19 protein-coding genes and 3 pseudogenes are annotated in these 24,897 nt (G+C 45.0%); 5 read left to right on the top strand and 17 right to left on the bottom strand.

All coding sequences use genetic code 11. The features are described from left to right. Position 1: 1 nt before the first annotated feature. The 9 genes from traK to BACCOP_RS04270 form a co-directional block, all read right to left on the bottom strand. On the bottom strand, positions 2 to 625 hold the full coding sequence (traK, locus tag BACCOP_RS04310; protein ID WP_007566708.1) for a conjugative transposon protein TraK: 624 nt from the start codon (positions 623 to 625) through the stop codon (positions 2 to 4). 20 nt (positions 626 to 645) lie between these two features. Continuing rightward, positions 646 to 1,641, bottom strand: a complete 996-nt coding sequence (gene traJ / locus BACCOP_RS04305) for a conjugative transposon protein TraJ (protein ID WP_028728967.1) — start codon at positions 1,639 to 1,641, stop codon at positions 646 to 648. Between the two features lie 19 nt (positions 1,642 to 1,660). Beyond that, positions 1,661 to 2,287, bottom strand: a complete 627-nt coding sequence (locus BACCOP_RS04300; RefSeq protein WP_007566703.1) for a DUF4141 domain-containing protein — start codon at positions 2,285 to 2,287, stop codon at positions 1,661 to 1,663. Between the two features lie 11 nt (positions 2,288 to 2,298). Beyond that, the gene (locus BACCOP_RS04295) at positions 2,299 to 4,812 is read right to left on the bottom strand and encodes a TraG family conjugative transposon ATPase (protein ID WP_007566701.1); all 2,514 of its coding nucleotides are present in this window, start codon (positions 4,810 to 4,812) and stop codon (positions 2,299 to 2,301) included. After that, positions 4,809 to 5,171 (bottom strand): DUF4133 domain-containing protein, encoded by a 363-nt coding sequence (locus BACCOP_RS04290; RefSeq protein WP_007566699.1) that lies wholly within the window; start codon positions 5,169 to 5,171, stop codon positions 4,809 to 4,811. Before BACCOP_RS04290 ends, BACCOP_RS04295 begins: the two co-directional genes overlap by 4 nt. 10 nt (positions 5,172 to 5,181) lie before the next feature. After that, positions 5,182 to 5,478, bottom strand: a complete 297-nt coding sequence (locus BACCOP_RS04285) for a DUF4134 domain-containing protein (protein ID WP_004308755.1) — start codon at positions 5,476 to 5,478, stop codon at positions 5,182 to 5,184. A 170-nt stretch (positions 5,479 to 5,648) separates the two neighbouring features. Further along, a complete protein-coding gene (locus BACCOP_RS04280) occupies positions 5,649 to 6,278 on the bottom strand; it encodes a hypothetical protein (RefSeq protein WP_007566694.1) in 630 nt (209 codons plus the stop codon). 2 nt (positions 6,279 to 6,280) lie between these two features. After that, positions 6,281 to 6,709, bottom strand: coding sequence for a DUF3408 domain-containing protein (locus BACCOP_RS04275; protein WP_007478184.1), 429 nt, complete (start codon positions 6,707 to 6,709; stop codon positions 6,281 to 6,283). A 1-nt stretch (position 6,710) separates the two neighbouring features. Next, positions 6,711 to 7,493 carry a ParA family protein gene (locus tag BACCOP_RS04270; RefSeq protein ID WP_028728951.1) on the bottom strand — a complete coding sequence of 261 codons (783 nt, stop codon included), beginning with the start codon at positions 7,491 to 7,493 and terminating at the stop codon, positions 6,711 to 6,713. A 561-nt stretch (positions 7,494 to 8,054) separates the two neighbouring features. Here BACCOP_RS04270 and mobA point away from each other — a divergent pair. From mobA to BACCOP_RS04255, 3 genes and pseudogenes are all read left to right on the top strand, one after another. Next, positions 8,055 to 8,477, top strand: coding sequence for a conjugal transfer protein MobA (gene mobA / locus BACCOP_RS04265; protein WP_004309974.1), 423 nt, complete (start codon positions 8,055 to 8,057; stop codon positions 8,475 to 8,477). Beyond that, a complete protein-coding gene (gene mobB / locus BACCOP_RS04260; protein ID WP_007566686.1) occupies positions 8,462 to 9,730 on the top strand; it encodes a conjugal transfer protein MobB in 1,269 nt (422 codons plus the stop codon). The genes mobA and mobB overlap by 16 nt, the downstream gene beginning before the upstream one ends. An 18-nt stretch (positions 9,731 to 9,748) precedes the next feature. Continuing rightward, positions 9,749 to 11,191 (top strand): annotated as a pseudogene (locus tag BACCOP_RS04255) (YWFCY domain-containing protein); the annotation flags it as partial. A gap of 82 nt (positions 11,192 to 11,273) precedes the next feature. Here the strand turns inward: BACCOP_RS04255 and istB are convergent. Next, complete coding sequence (gene istB / locus BACCOP_RS04250; RefSeq protein ID WP_040311749.1) at positions 11,274 to 11,996, bottom strand: IS21-like element helper ATPase IstB; 723 nt, start codon at positions 11,994 to 11,996, stop codon at positions 11,274 to 11,276. A 6-nt stretch (positions 11,997 to 12,002) separates the two neighbouring features. Then, positions 12,003 to 13,610: an IS21 family transposase gene (gene istA / locus BACCOP_RS04245; RefSeq protein WP_007566682.1), complete on the bottom strand. Its 1,608-nt coding sequence runs from the start codon at positions 13,608 to 13,610 to the stop codon at positions 12,003 to 12,005. Between the two features lie 362 nt (positions 13,611 to 13,972). Between istA and BACCOP_RS04240 the strand changes: the two are divergent. Further along, positions 13,973 to 14,389: pseudogene (locus BACCOP_RS04240) on the top strand (hypothetical protein); the annotation flags it as partial. A 202-nt stretch (positions 14,390 to 14,591) separates the two neighbouring features. On the opposite strand, the pseudogene rhuM reads toward BACCOP_RS04240, so the two are convergent. The 6 genes and pseudogenes from rhuM to BACCOP_RS04210 form a co-directional block, all read right to left on the bottom strand. After that, a pseudogene (gene rhuM, locus BACCOP_RS04235) lies at positions 14,592 to 14,936 on the bottom strand (RhuM family protein); the annotation flags it as partial. Between the two features lie 50 nt (positions 14,937 to 14,986). Beyond that, positions 14,987 to 16,720 (bottom strand): ATP-binding protein, encoded by a 1,734-nt coding sequence (locus tag BACCOP_RS04230; protein WP_007566675.1) that lies wholly within the window; start codon positions 16,718 to 16,720, stop codon positions 14,987 to 14,989. Next, positions 16,701 to 17,954 (bottom strand): SIR2 family protein, encoded by a 1,254-nt coding sequence (locus BACCOP_RS04225; protein ID WP_007566673.1) that lies wholly within the window; start codon positions 17,952 to 17,954, stop codon positions 16,701 to 16,703. Before BACCOP_RS04225 ends, BACCOP_RS04230 begins: the two co-directional genes overlap by 20 nt. 18 nt (positions 17,955 to 17,972) lie before the next feature. Next, a complete protein-coding gene (locus tag BACCOP_RS04220) occupies positions 17,973 to 20,414 on the bottom strand; it encodes a DUF2357 domain-containing protein (RefSeq protein ID WP_007566671.1) in 2,442 nt (813 codons plus the stop codon). Between the two features lie 17 nt (positions 20,415 to 20,431). Next, entirely contained in the window at positions 20,432 to 22,387 is a 1,956-nt protein-coding gene (locus BACCOP_RS04215) for an McrB family protein (protein ID WP_007566669.1), read from the bottom strand. 4 nt (positions 22,388 to 22,391) lie between these two features. Then, a complete protein-coding gene (locus tag BACCOP_RS04210; RefSeq protein WP_007566667.1) occupies positions 22,392 to 23,249 on the bottom strand; it encodes a DNA adenine methylase in 858 nt (285 codons plus the stop codon). Positions 23,250 to 23,480: 231 nt separating this feature from the next. Here BACCOP_RS04210 and BACCOP_RS04205 point away from each other — a divergent pair, with 231 nt between their 5' ends. Next, positions 23,481 to 24,698, top strand: coding sequence for a transposase (locus BACCOP_RS04205; protein WP_007566665.1), 1,218 nt, complete (start codon positions 23,481 to 23,483; stop codon positions 24,696 to 24,698). Positions 24,699 to 24,897: the final 199 nt, after the last annotated feature.

Here is a 24,897-nt window from a genome sequence, read left to right as displayed (position 1 = left end):
GCTATCTCTTGACGGTTTGCAAATCCTTGTTCTTGGTAATGGTAAACGCTTCGATAATAAAGCCGTGCGGGTTGTTGTCGCTCCGTGTGGCGTTGAGTAGGCGGCACGAAGTCACAAGGCTTCGCACCGTCAGGCTGCTTTCCCGGACAATCAACTGTCGGGCGTAGGTGTTCACCTTGTAGGGGTACTGGTCGAAGTCGCACTTCACGCTGTCAATCTCCACCGTCTGCGTGACGTTTCCGGAAATCACCCGGTTGTAGTAGCCCTTTTCCGCCAAGTCCTTGTAATAGTTGAAAGCGGTTTTGTCGGCGAGGAACAGCGAGCGTTTGATGTTGCTTTCGATAGCCCCCTTGTCGGGTGAGAGTGTGAAGAAAAGCTCATGAAAACGCCGCACGTGCGATTTGGCTTCAACGGGTCTGTTCTGTGCCATGTCCTGCGAGAGTGCCAGCATCAGGCTTTTCCCGTTGTCGAGGACGTATATCTTCTGCCGCTGCTTTTCGGCGAAGCTGTACGAGTTCCACACGGCAAAGCCCGTCACCAGTGCGCACAGGCAGATGAATACCAGCGCAAAGAGCCTGATTTGCCGGAAACTCGTTTCGATGTTCGTTAATGACTTAAATTCCATATACTAAATATTGATGTTGGTTATTTGAGTAGTTTCCCGGTTACTTTCCCGCTTGCCGCACCGACCGCCGCCCCGGCGATTGACCCAGCCCGTGCCACGTTGCGGTTATAGGCAGACGTACCGCCAGCCGACACTATCCAGCTTGCCACCGTTGGAATGGTGAAGTAGCCCACGATGCCGATAATCATAAAGATTACATACACGGTGCTGCTCCCGTCAGGAATGAAATTCGGGTCTGAAAGCTGCTCGATGTCTTTTTGTAGCATCAGGGTTTGTATGCGTGCCAGCACGCTGCTGAACAAGTCCGACACGGGTAGCCACAGGTAAATGGATATATAGCGTGAAATCCACTGGGTCAGCGTGCTTTGGAAACCGTCATAGACGGAAATCGCAAACGCCAGCGGACCCAGTATGCTTAACACGATTAGGAAGAACGTGCGCAGCGTGTCTATAATCAGCCCCGCCGCCTGAAAGAGCATTTCCAGCAGTTCCCTGAACCAGTCCCGGACGGACTTCTTTATATTGTACGCCGCCCTGTCCATATACATACCCGTCATAGTTACCATATCGGAGGGCGACCAGCCCAGTTCTTCCAGTTGCCTGTCAAATTCCTCGTCCGAAGCGAGGTAAGCCGTTTCGGGGCTACGCATCAGGGCTTCATATTCCAGTCGGTCTTTCTGTGCCCGGTATTCGTTCATGTCGAAAGTCTGCGTTTCCATAAGTTGGTTGCACCCTTTCACCACTGGCGACAATACCGTGTTGATAGTCCCCAGCACGAACGTGGGAAAGAACATGATGCACAGCCCCAGCGCAAAGGGACGCAGGAGCGGGTACACGTCTATGGGTTCGGCACGTGCGAGCGACTGCCACACTTTGGCGGCTACATAGAACAGCGCACCCAGCCCGGCTATTCCTTTGGCTACCCCCGTCATGTTGCTGCACAAGGGCATCATTTCATCGTACAGCACCCGCAACACTTGGTGCAGGTTGTCAAAATCCACCGCTGCTAATAACATAGGCATACCGATTTATATGTTACCAGTAGCGTTCATCCGCCGAGCCGTAAAGAGCCAGCACCCGGTCTGTGTCGTTCTTCTTCTTTGCCCGCAGGTAGGACACGGATATGTTCTTTCGGGTGTAGTAGTTCACGAGGTTGCGGTAGTTGAGCAGGCTTTTGTAGGCGTTGTTGATTACCGCCAGCCTTTCGGCATCCGTCAGCGACATACCCGTCACGTTCACTACATTCTTCAAGTCCTGCAACACGTCCGCACTTTCGGAGAGCAGCTTGGCATACCCGGCTGAAATGGCGGTGAGTTCATCCGGCGTGTAGTTCGGGTCAGCCAGCATGTTCTGGTAGTTTCGCACGTAGATTTCGGATATTTCCGCCACCAGTTCAATGGACTTCTTCACCTTGATGCCGCCCTTGACAACGTCGTGTACCGCTTTGAGCGCATCGTAATAGACTTTTCCCTGCTGGAAAATCTTCTGCGCTTCCATGAAGCCGTCCAGCGTGTTTTTGGCTGTGGTGGAAGTCTGCACTATCTGCTTGGTGGTGTTGATGATGCCCTGTGCCAAATTGCCGGGGTCTGACACCACCCACTGTGCGGATGCGTTGCCGATGAAGCAAAGGCATACCGCCATAAGGAGAATTGTTCTTTTCATGTTCCTGATTTTTAAGTTGTTGATGATTGGGGATTACGTTTGCTTTCTGCAAGCCTCTTGATAGCCAGTTCAAGGTTGCCGCCCAGCTTGTCGGCAAGTGCGAACAGTTCCATTTTCTCGCTTTCCTCTGTCGTGAAGGTGTAATATTCTTCCAATGAAACTTCTGTGGCGTACACCGCCGACTGCGTGCCGCCCAGCGAGAAGAAAACTTCCTTGTACTTCCGTCCGGGGTGGTTCGCCATGTTGATAGACAATATCTGCGAACGCTCCTTGTCGGTCAGTCCCAAGAGGTTCTGTATGCTGTCAAACTTGTTGAGATATTTTCTTTGGTCTAACAGGATTTTGCAGTCCGAGTTATTGATGATACTCTCTTTCACGATAGGGGAAGAAATAATATCCTCAATCTCTTGCGTGACTACAATCGCTTCCCCGAAATATTTTCGGACGGTTTTGTAGAGGTAGCGGATATAGTCCGCCATGTTCGCCGATGCAATCGCTTTCCACGCTTCCTCGATTAGTATTAACTTCCTTATTCCCTTTAACTTGCGCATCTTGTTTATAAAGGCTTCCATGATGATGATAGTCGTTACCGGGAATAAAATCTTGTGGTCTTTGATGTTGTCCAACTCAAAGACAATGAAGCGTTTGTGCAACAAATCCAGTTCCTTGTCGGAGTTCAGCAGGTAGTCGTACTCACCGCCACGATAGTACGGTTCAAGCACGTTCAGGAAATTGTTTATGTCAAAATCCTTTTCCCTGACGTTCTTCTGTTCAAGCTGTCGGCGGTAATCATCCCGGACAAACTCGTAGAACGTGTTGAAGCAGGGCGTTACCGAACGGTCTTTGCCTGTCAGTTCGATATAGGCACTCACGGCGTTTGACAACGCCACTTCTTCCGACCGCTTCGGGGCTTCATCATCCCGCTTCCACAGGGTGAGTATAAGGGTCTTGATGCTCTCTTTCTTCTCTATGTCGAATACCCCGTCCTCGACATAGAACGGGTTGAACGCTATCGGGTTCTCGTTGGTGTAGGTGAAATAAATCCCGTCCTCGCCGTGCGTGCGGTTGTGGATAAGCTGGGACAGCCCCAAGTAACTGTTACCCGTATCTACCAGCAGCACGTGCGCCCCCTGCTCGTAATACTGACGCACCATGTGGTTGGTAAAGAAAGACTTACCCGACCCGCTCGGCCCAAGTATGAACTTGTTGCGGTTGGTCGTGATGCCTTTCTTCATGGGCAAATCCGATATGTCGATATGCAGCGGGCGACCGCTCACCCTGTCCACCATTTTGATGCCGAACGGCGAAAGCGAACTCTTGTAGTTCGTTTCTTCCACGAACAGGCAGAGAGCCTGCCCCAAGAACGTGTAGAAACTTTCCTCTGCGGGGAAGTCCGCTTCGTTTCCGGGTATGCCCGCCCAAAAGAGCGTGGGCGTATCGACCGTGTTGTGGCGTGGCTTGCACTCCATTAGCGCAAGCTGGCTTCCCACATCGTTGCGTATGCGTTTGAGTTCTTCCCGGTCGTCACTCCATGCCATGACGTTGCAGTGGCAGCGCACCGATACAAGCCCCTTGCTGTGCGCTTCGTTCAGGTACTCGTCTATCCATTCCTTGTTCACTTGGTTGGCACGGGAATAACGGGAGAGCGATTGCATGTTCCGGGCGGTCTGCTCGAAGTTCTTCAGGTTTTCGGCGTGGTCGTCTATGAAGATGAACTGGTTATAGACGTGGTTGCACGACAACAGCACGCCCACCGGGGCGGCGAATGACAGTCGGCAGTCGCTCCGGTCAGTGGACAGCTTCTCAAACCGTGTGTCCGTCCCGACCTTTCCGGGCAAATCTTCCACGTCCGAAAGCGTGTGCAGGCACAGTATGTCGTCCCCGACACGCATTTCTTCCGGGTACAGCCCGATGTCTTTCAGGCAGGTGGTATCTGTCTGCGATAGCGAGAAGTATTTCTCGATGATGCCCGCCTTTCCGTCCTGCCCGGTGATTTCCGATGCCGCCAGCCGGGTAAGGGTGACAAACCCGCTGTCGTTCATAATCCTTTCAAACTGCCCGACCGCTTCGATGAACTTTGCCGCCGCTTCCTTGTCGGCTATCTCCTGCGGTACAATCCTGCCCCGGCATAGGGTGGAGAAGTCGCTCTGTCGGCGGCTTCTCTCCCTTGTCGTCTTTGTCAGGAACAGGTAGCAGTAATGGTTCAGGAACGGGCGTTCATTGAAGTGCCGTTCAAAGGAGCGGCTTAAAAAACTAAGCTCGTCCCTTTCCGTGTCGGGCTGGTAGTTCTCCTTGATGAAGAAGTCCTGCTTGTGTACTATGGAGTAGTCGGGCAGCACCTTGATTGCCTTGTACCATGCCGAATGTATGGCTTCGTACTCGGCACTGGTGACGGTGAACAGTTCGGGCAGTTCCACCCTGAAAGCCACCGTTATGTCCGCATCCTTTGAAATGATGCAGCCGTTCTCCACCGCCAAAAGGGGGAATTTCCTTTCCAGCGTGGTAGCCTTTAACATATTTCTCATGGTCTTTCTTCCTTTCTTTTTTTGTAGGTGAATAATCGGGGTATCGCCTTTCGGCTGATAATGAAGCGTGGATGCCGTTTGCGTGCGGCGGCTTTCATCAGCCCGTGCGTGCCGTACTTGGCGTTGAGCCGGAACGTCTGCCACACGAGCAGCAGCGAAGCCGACACGATGAAACCGATACATAGCCACTGGTTCACGCCCGCCATGAACAGGACGATGAACACCACGAAGACGGCGAGCAAGCCGCCGCAAAAGATAAAGAGGTACTGGCTTTTCAGCCCCTTGAACTCCACGGGCTTCCCGATACCCCTGTTTACCTGATATTTTTCGGGCTTAGCCCTCAACAACTCGTCAGACATAGCCGCAGGTTTAGAGGAAGAACGAGCGCAGGATAGTGGCGGCTACAATCAGGAAGATGCACGCCCCGAACCAACTGGCGGCGGTCTTTGAGGTGTCGGGGTCGCCGCTTGAAAACTTGTTATATACTTTTACCCCGCCAATCAAGCCGCAGACCGCCCCGATTGCGTACACCAGTTTTGTTCCGGGGTCGAAATACCCGGTGATTAGGTTCGTGGCTTCGGTGATGCCCGCCTGCCCGTTTCCTTGTGCGTAGGCACTTACCACGGCGGCAAGTATAGCCGCCGACAAGAAGATTTTCTTTCTCATTGTGATTTGTTTTTAATGCCGGGCGGCGGGTGGATAGTCCGCCTTTCCCGGCTGGTGAATAATTTGAAATTTTAGTGGTCGGGGATAGTCCCGTTTGTCTGTTTGGTTTTCAGGTTGCCAATCAACCGTAATCACGCTGTTTCATGCTGTCAGGCTTATACATTATTATATTATAGGAAATCGTTCATGTCGAACGCTTCGTGTTCCTTGCTTTTATTGCCAGCTTCGGCAGGGACAGCAGCCGCAGCCAGTTCCGCTTCGTTGCGTCCCAGCAGTTCCGCCACCTTTGCCAGCCCGCCGTTGATGTTCTCCACCACCGCATCGTAGAGGTTCGTCCCCTCAATCCTTGCCAGTGTCCCGGCGGCTTGCCGCTGTTCCGTTTCGGTGGGGTTGTCGGCGTTCGCCGTGCGTACCGCTTCGCCCAGTTCGTCAAAGCTCACGCCCGTAGCCCGCCCGGTATCATCGTCACCGTCCATGTACCCGGCTATTTCCTCGTCCTCGTAGTCGGGTTCGTCATTCTCGTAACCGGGCGTTTCTTCCGGCAGTACGTCAGCCTGCGGCGCAAAAATAGTATCATTTTCAGCCGCTTGCGGGAGGTGTCCCGATTTGTCCTGCGCTGTCTGAAATTGTCCGCTCTTGTATCGGCTTTCACCTATCAGCGTGTAGCCTGAAACCCCGTTTCGTGGAAGCGGCGCATCATCCGTTTTGCCCGGTGATGTCCGGCTGTCCGTGTAGCGATACCACAGCCACAGGGCGATGTAGTACACCAAAAGCCCGGTAAGTATGCAATAGATTACCATAGTCAGACAGGCTTTTGGAAGTGGCTTTCGTACAGGGTGTTTATCTCGTCTTGGTACTGCTCGAAGTGGCGCAGCAGAATGTTTTCCACGTAGCTGCTTACCGTCACCTTTCGCCCGCCTATCACCGTCACGATACGCATCAGCTTCTCATGCGTGGTTCGGCTCACGTACAAGGGCTGTCGGTCTGCCAGTTCCACTTTCTGAAAGTAGGTTTCCCGGTAGTCGCCCGAACCGCCCTTGCGCTTGCGGGGTGTCGGTTTCTCTACTTGCACTGTTTCAGCCTGCCGTCCCTCGTGGGCGGTTTCCGTTTCGCTGCCGGGCTGCGGTTCATCATCCGGCTGGCTCTCCCGCTTGGCGGGTACACCCTGCGAGATAAGTTCCCGCATAAAATCCTCGTCTATCTTCGGCATCCCGCCGCTTTGCTTTGCCATATCATTTTAATTTGATGTAGTACACTATTTCGGTTATCAGTTCTTCCAAGTTGCTTCCCCTTACCAACGGGCGGCTGGCGGGAAAGAGCGTGGAGCGGAACACCGCCTTTTTATCCGCCACCAGTTCCTTTTTGTAGCGTTTGGTATCGGGGATAAAGGTTTTCATCAGCGGCAGTTCCAGTTCCTTAATGGTCTTGTCGTAGGCGGTGTAAAGGTCTGTTTTCTCCCTACCGTCCACCATGTTCCAAAAGAGGTACAGCCCTGCAAGTCGGCAGGCTTCATTCTTCACTAATAACTTTTGGATAGCCATTGCGAACGACAGGCTGCTTTCCAGCACCACCTTGTCGGCTGAAATGGGGGTGAAAATGTAGTCCATGCCCGCAAGGGAGTTTATCACGCCCTCGCTGTTCACCGTGCCGGGCAGGTCGAAAAACACTATATCCGGCACGTGTCCGGCGGCTATATATCCGTCAGCCGTTGCAATCGCCTTTTCGGGCGAACTGCACAGTACCGGGTAGGCTTTCTTCCCCAGCCGGGTGAACTGTTCATACGCCATGCGCTTGTAATCTTCATCCGCCCCGACCTGCTCGGCATCCCGCTTGCGCATCCCGGCAATGGAGTGCTGGGGGTAGTCGCAATCGACCACCGCCACATTGTAGCCTTTGAGGTAGTATAGGTAACTCGCCGCCAGCACGGTAAAGGTGGTTTTGCCGACCCCGCCCTTTTGTGTGGAAAAGGCGACATAAAGGGGTGTTTTCTCGTTTTCCATATTGCTTCCGTTCATTATTGGTTGATAGATTTGTTTATTGCTTTCAATCATTCTTTCCATATTGCAATCTTGAAATATTGAAAGACTGTTTTATTTCAATCTTGTTTTCCTGCTTTCATTCTTTCTTGAAATATTGAAATCCTGCAATCATGTTTTATTGAAATCCTGCTTTCAATCATTCTTTCCTGATTGGAATATTTCTTTCAATCTTGCTTTCAATATTGAAATCCGATGCAAAAAAAGGGAGAAAAAACGTCCCCTGAAAACCTTGTCCCGATTTGTCCTGCGCTGTCCCGTTTTGTCCACCAACCACCTATTTTACAGCATTATAAATCACCGTTACTTTGCAGCGGAGTAACGAACCGCAGGGGGCGCAGGTGTAAAACAGGGCTGGTGAATGGCTGGGCTTACCGTTCCACGCTAACCCCAATCCGTCCGTGACGGATTTCGATTTTCGTCAGAAAATAGCAAGGTGTGTTCTATGGCACATAGAACCGTTTTCCGTGCCTGAAAACGCCTTGCCCCTGTCGGGGGTAAAAATCACTCCGAAGTCGTAATTTTTTAATCCAAAGAAGCATGGAAACAAGAAGAACCAACAAGGGCGGTCGCCCCGCCCTCGCAGACCCGGCGAAGCATCGCCATGTCCTTTACCTGAACGACCGGGAGAATGCCCGCTTCCTCTCGCAATGGGAGCAGTCGGGCGTCACGAGCAAGTCCCGTTTCATCGCCGCCCGGCTGTTCGGCGAGCCGTTCCGGGTGGTGAAAGTGGACAAATCGGCAGTAGAATATTGCGCCCGGCTGACCGAATTTTATGCCCAGTTCCGGGCGGTTGCGGTCAATTACAACCAAGTGGTAAAGGCTCTGAATAGTAACTTTTCGGAGAAAAAGGCACTGGCTTTTCTCTATAAACTGGAGAAAGCGACCACCGAACTGGCTGTGTTGAACCGTCAGGTTATCGACCTGACAAACGAGTGCAGGGAACTATGGTTGCCAAAATAAGCACGGGCGGCAATATGTTCGGCGCACTGGCATACAACCAAAACAAGGTGGACAGCGGGGAAGCAAAGGTGCTTTTCTCCAACCGGATGCTGTTGGGCGAGGACGGGAATTTCTCTATCGGCGAGTGTATGCGCAGCTTTGAAATGCAGATGCCCGTCCAGCTATCCACCAAGAAGCCGATACTTCATATTTCCATAAACCCGCACCCGGAAGACGTGCTGACCGACCGGCAGCTTTCCGACATCGCCAAAGAGTATATGCGGAAGTTGGGCTATGGCGACCAGCCTTATCTGGTGTACAAGCATACCGACATCGACCGCCACCATATCCACATCGTGGGGTTGCGGGTGGACGAGAACGGCAAGCCGCTGAATGACAAGTTCGAGCATCGGCGCAGCAAGCAAATCACCCGTGAACTGGAGCAGAAATACAACCTGCACCCGGCAGAACGAAAGGAACGTGCCGAACGCCCCGAACTTAAAAAGGTGGACTATGCCGCCGGGGACGTGAAGCACCAAATCGGCAACACCGTGAAAGCGGCTTGCTATGGCTACCGCTTCCAGTCGTTCGGGGAGTACAAGGCTTTGCTTGCCGCTTACAACGTGTGCGCCGAGGAAGTCAAAGGCGAGATAAACGGCAAGCCCTATCAGGGCATTGTCTATTCCGCCATGAACGACAAGGGCGAAAAGGTGGGCAACCCGGTAAAGGCTTCCCGCATCGGCAAGTCGGTAGGTTATGAAGCGGTGCAGCGCAGAATGGAGAAATCGGGCGAAGCAATTAAGAACGGGAAACTGAAAGAGCGCACCCGGAAGATTGTAGCCACTGCCATGCAGACCGCCCGCAGCCGCAAGGAACTGGAACGACAGCTAAAGAAGCAGGGCATTGATGTGGTATTCCGTCAGAACGACAACGGGCGCATCTATGGCGTTACGTTCATCGACCACGACAGCCGGGTGGTGCTGAACGGTTCACGCTTGGGTAAGGAGTATTCGGCGAACGTGTTCAACGAACGTTTTTCGGGCGAAACCGGAAAGATACACCAGTCCGAAGTGGCAGCACCGCAGCAAGACCAGCCCACGCATCAGGAACAGCCGGGCTTCACGCCGAAAGCCGACATCGTTTCGGGCATGGCTTCCGTGCTGGGTGCTTTCGGCGGTTTGCTGGGCGGCGGTGCATCAGGCGGTGACGAGCCGCAGGACACCGACCGCCAAAAGAGAAAGAAGAAAAAGAAGCGCACAAGGCGCATCAACTAACTTAAAAACATTACAATCATGCAACAGGAAGATGATTTGAGAGGGCTTGCAAGGGTCATGGACTTTATGCGGGCTGTCAGTATTCTATTCGTGGGAATAAACGTGTACTGGTTCTGTTACTCCACCCTGAAAGAATGGGGAGTGACGTTTGAGGTGATAGACAAGATACTGTGGAACTTCCAGCGCACCACCGGGCTGTTCTCGTCTATCTTATGGACAAAACTATTTTCGGTGGTGTTCCTCGCCCTGTCGTGTATCGGCACTAAGGGCGTGAAAGAGGAAAAGATAACGTGGGCGAAGATACATTGCAGCCTTGCGGCGGGTGTCGTGTTGTTTTTCCTGAACTGGTGGCTGCTGGAACTTCCGCTGCCACATACGGCGGACACTGTGTTTTATATCGCCACGCTGTCGGCGGGCTATATCTGTATGCTCATGGCGGGTACGTGGATGTCCCGGTTATTGAAAAACAACCTCATGGATGATGTCTTTAATACCGAGAACGAAAGTTTCCAGCAGGAAACAAGGCTTATCGAGAACGAGTATTCTGTAAATCTGCCTACCCGGTTCTACTATAAGAAGAAGTGGAACAATGGCTATATTAACGTTGTAAACGTTTTTCGTGCGAGTATCGTGTTAGGAACGCCGGGCAGCGGGAAGTCATACGCAGTAGTAAATAATTACATAAAACAGCAAATCGAGAAAGGTTTTGCGCTCTACCTGTATGATTATAAGTTTCCTGACCTTTCGGAAATCGCTTACAATCATTTGCTTAACCACTTGGACGGCTACAAGGTCAAGCCGAAATTTTACGTTATCAACTTTGACGACCCACGCAAGAGCCACCGATGTAACCCTATAAACGCCAGCTTCATGTCGGACATTGCGGATGCTTATGAAGCCAGCTACACGATTATGCTTAACCTCAATCGAAGCTGGATAAGCAAGCAGGGCGACTTCTTCGTGGAAAGCCCGATTATCCTGCTTGCAGCCATTATTTGGTATTTGCGCATCTATCAAGGCGGCAGGTATTGCACGTTTCCCCATGCCATAGAACTGTTGAACAAGAAATACGCTGATGTATTCACGATTTTGCGCAGTTATCCCGAACTGGAAAATTACCTTTCCCCGTTCGTGGACGCTTGGGAAAGTTCGGCAGTTGAACAGTTGCAGGGGCAGATTGCCAGTGCAAAAATCCCGCTTTCAAGGATGATTTCACCCGCCCTTTACTGGGTAATGACGGGCGATGATTTTTCACTTGACATCAACAACCCGAAAGAGCCTAAAATACTGGTTGTCGGCAACAATCCTGACCGCCAAAATATCTACTCGGCAGCACTGGAATTATATAATTCCCGTATCGTGAAGCTGATAAACAAGAAAGGTCAGCTTAAAAGTTCGGTGATAATAGATGAATTACCAACTATATATTTTCGGGGGTTGGATAATTTGATTGCCACCGCCTGCATATTCCGGCGGATACCCGTTCAGCATTTCCGGTGATATCCGTTCAGTCCCCAGTTAGTATTCAGTGTTGTTGGCAAAGTTAATACTTCTTTCTTAGGCTCTCTCCTTTAAGGTCAAATTTTATTGCCTTATGCACGATTCTGTCCAGACAGGCTTCCGCAATGAGCTCGCTTTGGAACACATCATACCAGTCTGCAACGGGAAGCTGGCTGGCCAGGATGAGTGCCTTCCGGTTGTACCGGTCATCTATGATCTGTTCAAAGTCATGCTGTATCTGGCCGTCCAGCTTGACCATCCCAAAGTCATCGATAATCAGCAGGTCATGTGCGTTCAGCTTCCGGAAGAAGTTTGTTTCCCGTCCTTCCAGATGTGCAAGCTTCAGGTTCTCGATGAGCATGTTCATCGTGAAGTACAGTACCTTCCGGCCGTTCCTGCATGCCCTGTCACCCAGGGCACAGGCAAAGTAGGACTTCCCGGTTCCTGCCGGTCCGGTAATGATGACCGTCATTCCGCCCGTGATGTAATTTCCGGTTGCAAGGTCGGCTGCAGAGCAGGTCTGTATGCCCCTTGCCGTGTCCGTTTCAAGTTCTTCCATCGAGGCTCTCAGACGGAAGCCGGCATTCTTTATAAGACGCTGGATGCGGTTGTTCCCTCTCGTGTCACGTTCGTACTGGAGCATGATCTGCATGCCTTCACGCAGGGTAAGCTTGTCCAACTGATGTGTTTCTTCCAGAGAGCTCCAGCAGCTTGCCATTCCCGGAAGCTTCAGCTCGTGCAGTGTTCTTTCTGTTTCGTTGCTCATAATCATTTATTGTTGTTGGTTTATGTCATTTCCTGTAAAATAGTCTTTTCCGCGCATGTTCCCGTGGTTTGACGGTGTAGGCGCATGGAAGATTACCGTCTCGTCTGCGGATGCATTCATGCCGTTACGTCTGAGTATGGCTTCAAACTTGCTGTAGGAGTAAATACCGTACTCCATGCACTGACGGCAGGTAAGGTCAAACGTGGCAAGGTCATACTTCCTTCTGAGGCTGACTATGGAGTTGCACAGCTTGTAATACACCTCTTCAGGCTGTGCGGTACGTTTGGGGTCAAAGATTCTTTTTACATATTCATGGCAGTCAGGTGATATATCTTTTGCTTTCTCCACATAATAGGCTGCCGAACGCTCCATAATCACCCTGCAGCTGGATGCGAGATGTTCCCTGACTGTGGTATAGCCGTATGTATGGCTGCGGATATGTGAGGCCACCAGTTTCTGCTCCACATAGACCTTGACCCATGAACGCGTAAAGACTACTCTTGCCTGTTTTCCTACATGGATATAGGGGACGGAGTAAAAATGGGTCACCTTGTCCTGTCTCAGCTCCACATGGCAGTTTGCCTGTACTTTCAGATCGGCATACAGGCGCATCTCATAGGGTTCCGGTTTCAAGGGTTTCAGCAGCTCCTTCTCCATGGCATGAAAACGCTCCTCACGGCTGTAGGGACGCTTCTGCATACGGGTCTGGTTGTGCCTTTCCATCAGCTCCCATACGGCACGGTTCAGTTCCAGGAGTGAATGGAAGGTACGGTTACGCAATCTGGCATAGACACGGTTATATGTAATCCTTACGGAGTCCTCTACCAGAGCCTTCTGTGTCGGCGATGCCGGGTCGCATGGCAGTACCACGAAATGGTAGTAGTTGCCCATGTCCTCAAGAGCCTTGTTCAGCTTCGGCTCATGCCGGTCATTGCTGATTACAGCCGATTTGAGGTTGTCAGGAGTCAGTATGGAAGGTACACCGCCCAGATGTTCCAGACACATCCTTATGGCATACAGAAAGTCCTCCGTCTTCTGCGAAGGTACACATACCACATAGGTATAGTCGCTGTAAGGCATGCAGGCGACAAACACCTCCACCTTGACAATTTCTCCGGTTTCGGCATCCACATAGCTGAGCTTGTCACCGGCAAAGTCCACCATGAGCTTTTCACCCGGTTTGTAGGTGTTGGCCAGTACGGCCGTAACATCCTTCTTCGCAACGAGATTCTGCTTCAGATGGTAATAGAACTGTGACTTGCCGTAACCATCGGGATGAGTCGCACGGTATTCATCGAACAGGACCTGACGGCTTACATGGGATTTGGGGTCCGCCAGCAGTTCCCTGTATCTGGGTAGCAGGATCAGAAACTCTTCCATTCTCCTGTCCGTATATGCCGGAGAACCAGCATGGAACATCCGTTCCAACTCGGGATCGTCAATCTCAAGGAGGTCGCTGATGTTCCATCCGTTGGCTTTTACTGTATTCACATAACCGTTGACGGTTTCCTTGTCAATCGGTAACTTGCGGCTTACACCGCGGTTGGATTCTCCGGCCTGCTTGAGCTGGAGTACTTGTTTTATCAGACTCATATCCTTTGTTGTTCCTGCCATGACTGTGCTGTTTCTTGTTAGCTTACCAGCACAAAGGAAACTGAAACCGGGGAAAGAATGAACGGATATGCTCCGGAAACGAAGATATACGCTCACAATTCCATGCACGGCTGAACGGATATACTCCGGAAAATCTGAAAGCATACGTCTAAAGTGAACGGGTATGCTCCGGAAAAAGGGTGCTACAACCTGCAATTCTCGGAGGTGAACGGATATGCTCCGGAAAAATTGAGATTTTAATGTCTGGTTATCCATTTTTTCATCCTTTTAGGGGATGAACGGATAAAAATTACGCTTTTAAGGTATGGTTTTATACCCTAATAAGCTGCCGGAAAGTGAACGGGTATGCTCCGGAATATGTATTTTCACTATGGTTTCCAAAACTTGTTGACATATTCAAGCAAAAATCAAGGTTTCTTGAGTACATATATAGCCACGTTTGTGATTATAATCTCAATCGTATGACTATTGAGGCTAATACAGAAAACATATTAAAACGGCAGGATGAAATACTTGCAAAAATTAATGAGCTGAAACATCCAATAACCGTTATTCCACCCAATATCAATGGGATGTTTATACGGGGACATCATATAAAACTTCGATATGTTGTGGCTATTGTAGCCATTATTTTGACGTGGGCTGTTACCGCCTCTGTTAGTAGTCTGAAATATAAGGAAGAATCCTTTGCACATTATTCCATGTATCGGGTAGTGAAGGAACAACATCAGTACTTAATAGAACAAACAGGGATGAGACTAACTGAAGATACGGAATAGTCATTTGGAGGTAAAGAACAACAGCCCTTATTTTTTTTGAAAACAGAATCCAGATATAAGAATAAACTTACAGCTGAATCCTGTTTTCATTTACACAAAATTCTTTCCATTTACACAAAATATTTTATAGTGCTATAAAAGGTCATATCTGAAAAAGATGTGGCCTTTTTTACTTTACATAATACTATGCTGCACATAACCTTTGGCGGAACTGTGTTGCACGGACGCTGTTCACGCGATAACCTACGCTGATAACTGCATTGAGGTTGTAAAATTGGAGCGAACGGCTTACCTCTCTGGTACCTTCTTGACGAACTACCGAGATTTTCTCGGTAGTTGCTTTTTCGTCCAAGTCTCCACTATCATAAATATTCTTTAGATGAAGCCCTATATTGTCCGTTGAACAGTTAAATAACATACTCATAGCTTTTTGAGTACACCAAATAGTCTTATCCTTATAATAGACCTCAATGCCTTGTTCCTTACCTTCTATCTGGAATATCAAGAACTCAGCAGTGCTATTTCTTATTTCTCTTCGATTTGCCATAAATTGCTTCTCATATGCATGCAACAATACACTAAACAGCAATAGTCAATTTATATATGTTTACCTTTTTGCTTTAATTTGGGCGTTTGGGAGTCTGGTACCTTTTGCGGAGCGTTGACTTTTATTGTTAATGGCATTGGAAAATCTACACCGACAAGAAGTGCTTCTCCTTCTCCAAAACTTGGCAAGAAAGACAGACTATTCCTATTTGCAGCAGATGCAGCATTTTCTACTGCCTTTTTATCTTGTTCATTTATCAATCTATGAACAACAAACGTACCCATTTGACTTAGTGTTCCTAACGGAATATCTCGTGGCATTTGTGTAGCTATACACAAAAATAGTCCATACTTGCGTGCCTCTTTTGAAATTTGTTCAAAGGCATCAAGAGGTTTTGCCGAGAAATATTCATCTGCGATACTTTTATTTAAGAACTGATGAGCCTCGTCCATGAATATAATTATTGGATTATCCTTATAAAGTCCCTTTCTTGCTTCATTTAACAGATAATTTCCTATTGCATTAACTAATATTTCTCTTACTTGGTAATCGAAACTTACTTTTGAAAAATTCAATCGCAAAACACTATTCTCTCCCTTCAAGAATTCTTGTATGCCTTCTCTTAAGTCTTTTGCATCGGGAATAGTGTCTTTTCTAAAACCGAAAATTTTATTGTATTCAGATGTTGACATGACATTGTTAATTCGAGATATCAAACTTATACAATTTGAAACATCGTTTTCATTCCTATCTCCCCACATTGAAGAATTATTTCTATCCGAATCCCAATTACATTCATTAGTAATCTGTGCAGCAAGAAGATTGAAATCAAAATTACATGATTTGTCTTCTATCTGTACAATATGATTATAATAAAAAACTTCAAATGCGCGCTTTATCTTCTTGGCTTTGTATATGTTCCCCTTGATTGGATTTCCTTGTGGATTTTGTTTATAATATAAAGATAACTCTGTATTATTGTCAAGTTTGGACATCTTCAAAGATCTAATAGCTTCCATTAGTTTTGGCACTTGCGTCTTTGAAGACGGATGTAGCAAATAATACAATTCGTCAATTGAAAGATTCTTATAATCGAAAATGTATTCACCTGTACCCAGTTCAATATTCTGTATATTCTCATTGATATTATTATATTCTCCCGTAGCATCAATCAGAATACATTTGTTTTCCGTGTAATCTGATGCAAGTTCTAGAAGTTTTGCCACGGTCCAACTTTTTCCTCCTCCTGTTGTCCCCAAAACAGCACAATGACGACCGAAAAGAGAATTAAGAGAAATATTACATAAGGCATTATTGGATGTTAATTTTCCTAAAGGAGCAAATGGAACATCCTTATCACCTGTTTTTATACCAAATGCAGATATATATGCACCTATTTGTTCGTCAGAACATGAAAAAACCTTAGAACCAACAGATGGATAACGAGAAACTGTTTTGATTATAGACTCAGGTTTGTAAATATCGAATAGAGCAAGTAATTCAACTTTTGCAATTGGATGGAACTGAGTATCTTCTTCATTTATACTTCTATTTGTTATTTCTGTTCTTTCCCCTTGAGGAAGATTCAGTTCAAACACCCTTCCTAAGAAACCGTATTCTTGACCTTCAATAACAACAAAACTGCCAACAGAGCCACCCGAAAAGATTTCTCCATTAAAATAGAATGTATGTAATAATTTTGCAGAAGGAATCTGCAAACGAACATATTGTGGAGTTACCTCACAAACATATCCAACAAATTTGTTATGGTCGAATGGCTTCATAATTATTGGGATTATCTACCTCATAAGAGCTATTATACGGATAGTTTTCTACAAAGGCTTTAAACTTAGAGAAAATTATTGTTACATTTTGAGTGACAGTTCCATCTTCTGCCACAAAATCAGGAACTAAATTATGTGTTATGCCACTTTCTTCCCATTTATCTGCTTCTCCATCTTTGGCGAAGTTTTTCATGCCAAAACAAACAATAAGCAAATGAAAGTTAGGGTTTTGAAGTGCAGCCTCCTTAATAACATTTTGAATATGCTTGTCTTGAAATCCAAAACCTGCAACAATTAACAGAGTTCCCTCTTTTCGAAGGGTACTCTGTAAATGTGACATCATTTCAAAATATGGTTGTTCATAACTGCTTTCATATTTCTCACTTGCAGGATATATGATGCATGGATGATCTGTTGTTTCTTTTTGATATATTTTACCATCTTTCTTTTCCCAATCTATACTACCATGCAATTTAAACAGTTGTATTACATTAGGAACAAAACTTTCTTCGTTCTTAATCCTAGTACGTTCCCTATATACAACGTCATGATCAAAGTTACTTCCATTGAACAATCGTGGATAAGAGAATGAAAAACCATCTATAATGGTATAATTCATTCTTTGAGCAGCTTGCTCAAATAATGTATCATAATTTGTCGTATATAGTTGAACTCGTGGTTCTGCGGGCTTACGCGCTGTTAGTTTTCTAATAAAATCCTGATGGTGTCTATTATTCTCGTCAAGAGGCAACTTGCAAGCATCGGCAATCTTCTTTTCTAATTTACATCTTAAAGAATTGCCTTCGTCGTCTTTAATCTCACCATTCAACTTTTCATACAAAATTGTAAAAGACAAAAAGTCTTCAATATTCTTAGATTCAATAATTGACTGGCATTTATCTTTTAAAATACCATCATTTTGTGTTAATACAGAGCTAATCGCATTTATTTCCTCTTCATAGCTTTGCCATAATTCTGTACGAGTTTTCCCTCCATGAGCCCCATTTTCCATAGAAGTGCCAGCTGCTGTCAAAACTGCAATATTTTTAAGATGACTAGTATATTTACTAATATCATTCGCTATTAAACGAAATGCTTCAGAAGTGGCATACTCCTTGAACTGGGCAACTCCATCTCCATCATTTTGTTGTTGAGGATTATTATCAATATACCAATGTTCCTCATCGTAGGCAACAGATTTGGTTATCGTTTTATATAAGAATATCTTTTCCATTATAATATCCAATTTAATTTACACTCTATCAACGATAGTCTCTAAGTCATTCAACTTAACCAACATGAATGCCATTCGCTCGTTTCCCCAGTATTTATTAGGAATGTCTTTGACACTGAATCGCAACTTTTGCAATTCAGCATCTGTGTCACTCGGCTTTCTTATTCGAATCATGAAATATGATGAGTTGTGTGGCTCACTTGGATAATTCGATTGAATTAGACGCTCTTTCGTCCATACATCATGCTTTGTTCGGACAATCTTGCAGAGGTTACCGACATATATCTCTCCTTTGACATACAAGAGCAAATACTTTGCTTTGTTCCAAGGAGAATCTGCAATTTTATCCAAAGGAATGTTGTACCAAAGATTGTCAAATGTCCATTGACGTTTCTCTTCACTACCAGCAACCGCCACCATTACCAAATCGTCTGGCAACATTCCAACCTTTTCTTCTTCAGTGATATATGCCAATGTGCGTTGTGGCTTGGCTTTAGCCACATGAGTATCAGCTGTCGTGAATTTCATCAAGATGTCATCCAAATGCACTCTCAGCAAGGATTCGCTATTGGGTAAAAGAGGGAATGCACCGATATTCACACTTTCTATACTAGCACTATAGTAACGTCTCTTGATGTATTCATCGTTACCACGACCAGGAAAGAGGATATAGCCACCAATTATTTCTTTGGAGCGATATGGTTCATGCTCTTTGCTATAATAAATAGCGTCACGGTAGCGATGCATCTGATTGATAGCATCAGTTGGGGGGTAATCACCTCCTGGAAAATTTGACATTTCAGCAATATCTTGCTCCTCAAAATCTTTATCAAGCTTTTTGTCGTTAATGACACGATATTTCGCATCATACAAATACGTCAAGACAACTTCTCCAGATGCCTTGCGAATATTAAGCACAATGTCTGGACGTTGCTCTGTTGTTGCTGTATTAATGCTCATGCTATACTCATCCTTACCGCTTGTTCGGTTAAATGTATGCTGATAATGAAGAGTTACTACGTCTCCTTCATGTGCTGCCAGTTGCGCCTTACGTTCATCCTTATCATCGTTCTCTGCTTTGGGGTAATGATATTCCACAATATGCTCCAAAGAGGAATTTGTAAATGGATTGAGCAATGTTCCTTTAGGCTCTGTCACCAGTTGTTCATGTGATGGCTTGTTATAGTCAATACCCATGACATCAGCCACCAACTTCTTCATCTTTATGAAGCACCATAGCTCATAAATCTCCCATATTTGTAGAGTTCCAATGTTTGCAGCTCCATTATACAAGTCAATTCCTCGTTTCAATTTCAACCAATCCTTGTAAATTTGCTGATAACCTAATCGGTTTTGCAGTACAAGACTGTCTTGTTTTATACCATCGAAACGACCTACTGTTTTGAAGAAAGGGTGTTTCGAAAGTTTTCTCAGAGAATCCTGATAGTCTGTCCACATCTGGCGATGACGTTCTGAAAGTTCTTCTTGGGAGGAACTGAGAACTGTCGTTATTACAGAAGAAAGTCGTTTTCCAATACTTTGAAGAGTATATTTCACGAAACGGTTTTCCATCGTGTCGTGTGTAGAATGTGCTTCATTATAGCCAAAGTAATATTCTTCCAGTTTCCCTTCTTTTTTTACTTCGCTATAGCGTTCTTCCATGGCAGGTGTCCAGAACTTAATCTGTTCTGCCTTTCTTGATGTGCGGAAGTTCACAATTTGTGAATGTGGATTCTGTATCACACGTTTTACGTTCTTCACATAGTCATCCACAACGCTTTGAAATGCAGCCATCCATGTGGCATCGGTATTAATCCGTCCTCGACTGAATTGCTGGAGAGTAATGCTCAGATAGCGATAGATGACGTTTTCGTACTCCTCGTTAATCTCCCGTAATAGCGACTTGTAATCGTTTTTTGTGTCGAGTTTGGGTGATACTACATCAAAAGTTACATAGCTATCTTTACGGACACCATTCTTCTGATAGGAGAAATCTAGTTTGAACACTCCAGGCTCATTCAAAAAGTCCAACTCTCCCGTGAGGGATTTTTCTTCCCTTCCATTCAACTCTTCATCAACAAAGAAGCTGTCCTCTATGTCTTTTCGTACATGGCGAATTTCTGGTACAGAGTCTTTATCTACACCATGGAATAGTAAGCGAACTTGATATTTACAAGTTTCAAAGATGACAGGCCATAACTTATCCCAAACCTTGCCCGCTGCAAGTTTTGTTTCTTCTTCGTCTTCAGTTTTCTTCCTTGTAATTGGACTGTATAGGCGAAGTTCACATTCATCTTTTGAGGTATATCGACAATATGTTTCTGGCGCATCAATATCTGGATTGTCTCTCCTTGAATAATTGATGCGACCCTTGAAGCGTTCCCACGAATAGCTTATGTCTTGTGTGCGAACAATTACCTCGTAATCAGGATGAATTAATCTTAAAACCTCTGTCTGCATATGTCCTTTCTATATGATTATGGCCAGAAACGAGTGAACTCTTGATTATTCAATCGGTCAATCATTTCTTGTATCTTCTCTTTGGCTATTTGTTGATGTCCCTTGTCCTTTTCTGTCAGTTCTTCTGCCTCATCATTTTCGGATGTTGTAATGTCGCTTGATATTTCTTTGATGTCTGGAGCCAATTCTTTCAGCCATTCTAAACGATTGTCATAAGGTACATCAACTTTACTTTTATATTCTCTTGACAACGCAAACATCTCTGCATCGCCCTCAATGCGTGGAAGAATCTTCATTAACAGAATGTTATTTACAGATTGTGTAATGGCATCATCCAGTTCCTTGCCTTCATCGAGCATCACACCAACCATAATGGTCAGTTCGTTCAGCACACGATAACTAACCTCAAAAGGAGTGCCTTTCAATGCCTTGTTGATTTCCTCCAACTGTGATGGAAGTTTTTCTACTAATTCTGCTGCGACATCTGAATGTGCCTCTAGAACCTCGTCGGCAGTGACATTTCGACGAGCGAAAGCATTCTGCCATTTTTGTTGCTCTTCGCCAGACAAGTACTCCAAGTTTTTGCTACCACCGAACATATTGCGTAGATTACCTCCATTCATTTCTATGGTCATAGCACGGTCAATCACTTTACGAGAGAACTGATGCGTGGTATCATCCATATTGACTGTACCAATAATTACTACATTGTCAGGAAGGGTTAGTCCTTCGGTCGTCAGGTCTGTACGTTTGCCGACCTCTTCATTAATATCACTTTCGGTTTTAATATTAAAGAGTTTAAGGTAGATCTCCCTGTCGGTCAAATTGCTGCTGAAAAGCTCTCCCGTTTGTGCATTCCTTGTGTGGGGTATCTCTGACAATTCACGGAAATACAGTGTATCAATTATTGGCTCTGTTTTAACCATGGTCATATCAACCTCGCCAGTTTCTTCATTCTTTGGATGCTTGCGAGTTTCCAATATACTCAAAATCTCTGCAAAGTATTGTTCTACAGGCGCCAGATTCATTTCATCAAGACAAACAAAGAATGGAACGGTAGGGAACATCTTGGCCTTTACCAAGAACTTGACGAACTTAGTGAACTGATAACCACCCTTCCCTAATCGGCTGTAATATCCCAACAATTCTGTTGAGTCATGCCAATTGGGTTTTACCTCAATCATACAATAGTTGCCAGGCGTTGTGCCAGCCTTGTCTTGCAAGTATTTTGGACATGACTTAAAGGCAAATTCGCGCACAATCCGGCTTTTCCCTGTCCCGGAAATACCAGCTAGCAAAAGAAACGGTTTAGTTTTAGCTGCAGTAATGATATCGGTATATTTTATATATTCTGAACTTATTTTTAATTCATTGACCATTTGTTTACTAACATTATTAGTTGAGTTTTGGTATGGTCTTGAATCAAAAATGTTGATAAAATTTTCAAAAGTCGTTTTGTCGGGATTACTAGGAGTACCTATATAAATAAATGATGCTTGGTTTATGTCGGCCTTATAGTTGGTACGAGAACATTTAAGAAATTTTCTTTTGCCCAATTTCTCATTTGCATAATCGTAAATACTTCTTAAATCTCTTCTAGACCCCTCAGTATCAAGATTTGTTTCTATGGAGATAATATATTCTTTGGGATTGAAATTGTTCAATCCCCTTGCCATATTATCATCCTTTGTAAAAATTGAAAATAGATAGTAGCGTAATTGATGTTCTTTTGCAAAATGGAAAGGCTTCTTATATTCATCAAGAAAAACTCTAAGTTGGGGTTTGGGTCGATCAGTTCCAGTAATACTAATATTGGTATATGATATTAATATTATTTCCTCATGATTTATTTTGTATAATTCACTCAAATCATCTCTAAAATCAATGTTTTCTTGGAATTCAGAAAAACTGATTTTTTCCCAATCAGGAAAATTACTCTTTATAAATTCTTTAATACGTGTAATAGAGTCCATTTTATTATAATTCGTAATTTGTTATTATTAAATGTGTAGCCTCCGCCTGAAATCTATTTCTAATATTCACGGAATAATTTTTATCATACTCTGCTATGATATTATTTCCATATAAATCTCGAATTAACGGAGTATCACCTATTACCATAAGTGATCTGCATCCTAAATTATAGAAATCCTCAGCTAACCGTCTGTGGTTTTCTTCGTTAAACCCATCTTGATATTGTATATTTCCGTAGTCTGAAAAAATACAATCATATGGTGGATCCAAAAACACAAAATCGTCAGGATTTACTAAATTAAATATATCACTATAATCTGTATTATGAATCTCGGTATTTACCAGTAAAGCATGATGTGCTTCAGTAATAATTTTTGTATTAAGATTTTTGTACCTACCATAAGGAACATTGTATTCTCCTTTTGCGTTAAAACGAATCATTCCAGAAAAAGCTGTTTTATTAATAAAGTAATATAAAGCAGCATCTGAATAAGTCGAAGGTATTAAGCCATTATACATATCCCTTAATTGATAATATAAAGTCTCATTCTCATCTGGTATTCTATCTTCTGGATGAAGTTTCTTTAATTTATCAAATTCCAACCGATTGTTGCTGTAAATATTCTCTAACTCAGCCAATTCCATACTTAATTGCATAAAATCTTGTTGCACACTTCTATAAAAGTTTATCAAGCGTACATTAATATCATTAATTATAGCATTATTTGGCTCCAGATGGAAGAACATAGCACCACCACCCAAAAAAGGTTCTATGTACCTTCCATCAAATTGTGGCATATATTGTATTATTTGTGGAATTTCTTTCGATTTTCCACCTCTATATTTTATTATAGGTTTCATATACTCAATACTTCGGTAAATTTTTACCGAAAGATTAAAAGTTAAACAACAGAACCGGCAAAAGCTGGTTCGGAAACACTAAAGAGGTCATTGAAATGTTGTCAAAAACGAATGGTTAAGCATGAAGAAATGTGCTGAAAAAAGAGAGCTAACCTGCTGATAATAAAGGAGGAAAGTATTGCATAATTCGTTATTTCTTAGTAAATTAGAAGTCTCTGAACTCTTCTGATTATGACTAAAGAAACACTCCTTATGCAATACCAATCCGAGTGCCTGTCGGCTCTCAAATCAGTAGCGAATATACACAAACCTTTTGAAAAAGCATTCATGGACACCATGAAATTATTCATGGCCATCCCGGATCGTATAAATTTCCTTCAATTGGGCAGATATGGCTGTTTCTCAGAACAGACTTATCGCAACCTTTTTGAGCATGAAACTTTCGACTGGTTTGCGTTCAACGGATCTATCATCAGCAAGTATCTCACAGGCAAAAGAAAAGCCATCGCCATCGATCCTTCCTATATTCCCAAATCAGGCAAGAAGACACCTTGGATAGGTTACTTCTGGTCCGGTTGTGCAGGAGAATACAAGCGTGGACTGGAAATCATGGGCATCGGTGTCATTGACATCGACAACCATGAATGCATGACTTTAGGTTCCATTCAGACGCCGGATTGTAAGACCTTGGATAATATGGACAAGAACCTTGTTGACTGGTACAGCTGCTATCTTATCAGCAGAAAAGACAAGCTGCAAAGCATATCCAAAACGGTGGTTGCAGACGCATTCTTTTCCAAGGAAACTTTCGTAACACCTATGTGTGAGAACGATTTCCATGTCATCAGCCGCTTTCGGAATGACGTAATCCTGTACTATCCGACATTGGAACAGAAAACAGGAAAACGTGGCCATCCCAAGTGGTTTGACGGCAGGATTGACTTTGCCAATCTGGATTTGACCCGGTGCAAGGAATACGAGGTGAACAAGGGAAAGCTATACGGATTGAGGGTATATGCAAAAGCTCTCAAAAGGTATGTTTCCTTAGCCATCTGGTATCCGATGGACGGGAGGACAGACAAGTGGCAGCTTTACTTCTCTACAGACGATTCCATGGATGGACGTGAGGTGCTGGATTATTACAGAACCAGGTTCCAACTGGAATTTTGCTTTAGAGATGGCAAGCAGCATGCAGGAATCACCAGCTGCCAGTCTACCGACTTCAGGAAATTGGATTTTCACTTCAATGCATCGCTTGCTGCTGTCAACTTGGCCAAAGCGGCATGTAAGAGGCTCGGAATAACCTATTCCATATCCTCCTGCAAGTCTTTCATACACAATGCTTATATGCTTGAACGATTTATTTGCGTGTTTGGGATTAGCCCAGACCCGCAAGTTATTGACAAACTTTTCAAAGAACTCATTTTATTTACTGCCAGAGCCGCTTAGGCTTGGCGAATTTTTAACGAACTATTGAATAATCCGAAGCAAATATAATTTTTTTGTGTGAGAGTTCCAAATGTTGCTTGTTGGTGCTTAGATTAGTTAAGAAACTATTATCTAATCTAAAGAAATATATCTGACAATGTGAAAAAGACTTAACGGAAGATACGATGAAAGAATAGATTTTGTATTTTCGTAGCCAGTA

Source organism: Phocaeicola coprocola DSM 17136 (assembly GCF_000154845.1).
Lineage (GTDB): Bacteria > Bacteroidota > Bacteroidia > Bacteroidales > Bacteroidaceae > Phocaeicola > Phocaeicola coprocola.
The sequence above is the reverse complement of the archived record's forward strand: the minus strand, read 5'-3'. Positions and strand labels throughout refer to the sequence as shown.